The sequence below is a fragment of the Blautia sp. CGZ-1-C1 genome (assembly GCF_056504575.1).
Genome location: NZ_JBWLUT010000033.1, coordinates 1 through 2603 on the forward strand (window position 1 = coordinate 1; position 2603 = coordinate 2603).

General features: G+C 43.1%; 1 protein-coding gene and 1 pseudogene. Both read right to left on the bottom strand.

The window, feature by feature from the left end; genetic code table 11:
* Positions 1-1117, bottom strand: a pseudogene (locus AC058W_RS01720) (NRAMP family divalent metal transporter); the annotation flags it as partial.
* Positions 1118-1369: 252 nt separating this feature from the next.
* Positions 1370-2603 (bottom strand): glycine--tRNA ligase (locus AC058W_RS01725; protein ID WP_479389634.1); only part of this gene is annotated, 1234 nt, incomplete at its 5' end.

Sequence of the window (2603 nt, forward strand, 5' to 3'; positions counted from 1 at the left end):
ACTGGATGACGAACAGAATTCTCTCCCATAATGGATTTCTTATGTGCAGCGATCAGGCAGATTGCCAGGGTGATCGGAAGGATCAGACCGTTCACAGCACCTGCAAGCACAAGAAAGTTACTGCCGGATTGCCAAGAATAAACATAATTGCTGTAGAAATAATGATAAATCCGATGATCACTTTATTTTCATTTTCTTCAATAGACTTACTGAAAGTCTTAAGGAAAGAAACAGAAGTATAAGCCGCACCAATGATGGATGTGATGGCTGCGCACAGAAGAACCAGACCTGCAAACCGGTATCCGATTTCACCAGCCCCCTGCCTAAAGGCATCTGCTGCAGGATTTGCAGCATCCAGTGTTACACCCTTGACAACAACGCCCAGAACAGCCAGGAACAGGAAAATACGTACAATAGTGGCAATGATCATACCCATAACAGAACTCTTATTGATTTCTTTCAGGTTCTTCTCACCTGTAATTCCTGCATCGATCAGACGGTGTGCACCTGAGAAAGTGATATATCCTCCAACAGTTCCTCCCAGAAGTGTAAGGATTGCAGGAATCAGATTTGTGGCACCGGCTTCCGGTACAAAGGTATTCTTCAACGCGCTTCCTACCGGTGGTTTTACCACAATGATCACAACAAAGATTACGATAATCATAATGGCACCCAGTACCTTGGTAATAGTATCCATGGCACTTTTGGCATTTTTCAGTACAAATACCAGGATTGCCAAAAGACCTGCCAGTATGTAACCAACTTTGGTAGGTATTCCAAGCAATGTGTTAAAACCAAGTGCTCCGCCACCTACGTTTCCGATATTAAATACCAGACCACCAAATACAATCAGTATAGATACCAGATATCCCAGTCCCGGAAGTACCTTATTGGAAACATCCTGTCCACGAAGTCCGGTTACACAAAGCACGCGCCAGATATTCATCTGTGCAATGGCTGCAAGGATTACGGAAACCAGGATAACAAATCCAAAACTTGCCTGATACTGCCCGGTAAAGGTTGCTGTCTGTGTCAGGAATCCAGGTCCGATTGCAGATGTGGCCATCAGAAACGCTGCGCCAAGTAAGGCTCCACCACTTTTTTTCTTTTCGCTCATTTTTATTGCCCCCTTTTCATGTTATTATTGCTCATTATACTAAAAAATGAATATTTACACAAGCAAAAGTTGTTTTGACAACTTTTGATATCGAATTTTTATAATCTATATTTTGTAATAAAAAAACAGCAAAGGAGTGCCCGGATTCCCATCCGATACAGCTCCCTTGCTGTTTTTTTCAGTCATGCGGATATAATCATCCACTTTGTTGTTCACTCACATAACCGAATAACTGCTTTGCACTTTATTCAGTTAAAATGTAAATTTATCTGCAAAATATGCATCCAGTTCATCGATCTTCACACGAACCTGTTCCATGGTATCACGGTCACGGATTGTAACTGCTCCGTCATTTTCGGACTCAAAATCATAAGTTACACAGAACGGAGTACCGATCTCATCCTGTCTTCTGTAACGTTTACCGATGTTTCCACGGTCATCATACTCACAGTTATATTTCTTGCTTAACTGCTGGTAAATCTTCTCTGCACCCTCATTAAGTTTCTTGGAAAGAGGAAGCACACCAATCTTAACAGGTGCAAGTGCCGGATGGAAATGAAGAACTGTACGAACATCATTCTTCTCTGCATCCAGAACTTCTTCGTCATATGCGCTGCACAGGAATGCAAGTACCACACGGTCAGCTCCAAGTGACGGCTCGATTACATATGGAATGTATTTCTGTTTCTTCTCATCATCAAAGTATGTCAGATCCTGTCCTGATACGTTCTGATGCTGTGTCAGGTCATAGTCTGTTCTGTCAGCGATTCCCCAAAGCTCGCCCCATCCGAATGGGAACAGGAACTCTACGTCAGTAGTAGCTTTGCTGTAGAAGCTTAACTCTTCTGCATCATGGTCACGATAACGAACTTCTTCATCCTTCAATCCAAGAGAATGTAACCAGTTCAGGCAGAAGTTCTTCCAGTATGCAAACCACTCAAGGTCTGTATCCGGCTCGCAGAAGAATTCAAGTTCCATCTGCTCGAACTCACGTGTACGGAATGTGAAGTTACCCGGTGTGATCTCGTTACGGAAAGATTTACCGATCTGACCGATACCAAACGGAATCTTCTTACGGGATGTTCTCTGAACATTCTTAAAGTTTACGAAAATACCCTGAGCTGTCTCAGGTCTTAAATATACAGTATTCTTGGCATCCTCTGTAACACCCTGGAATGTTTTGAACATCAGGTTGAACTGACGGATATCTGTAAAGTTATGTTTGCCGCATGTAGGGCATGGTACATTGTGATCTTTAATGAAGTTCATCATTTCTTCCTGAGACCATCCATCTACAGAGCTCTCCAGTTCAATTCCGTTCTCCTGGCTGAAATCCTCAATGATCTTGTCTGCGCGGAAACGCTCATGACATTCCTTACAGTCCATCAGCGGATCAGAGAAGCTTCCCAGATGTCCGGATGCTACCCATGTCTGCGGATTCATCAGAATCGCACAGTCAACACCTACATTGTATGGGGATTCCTGA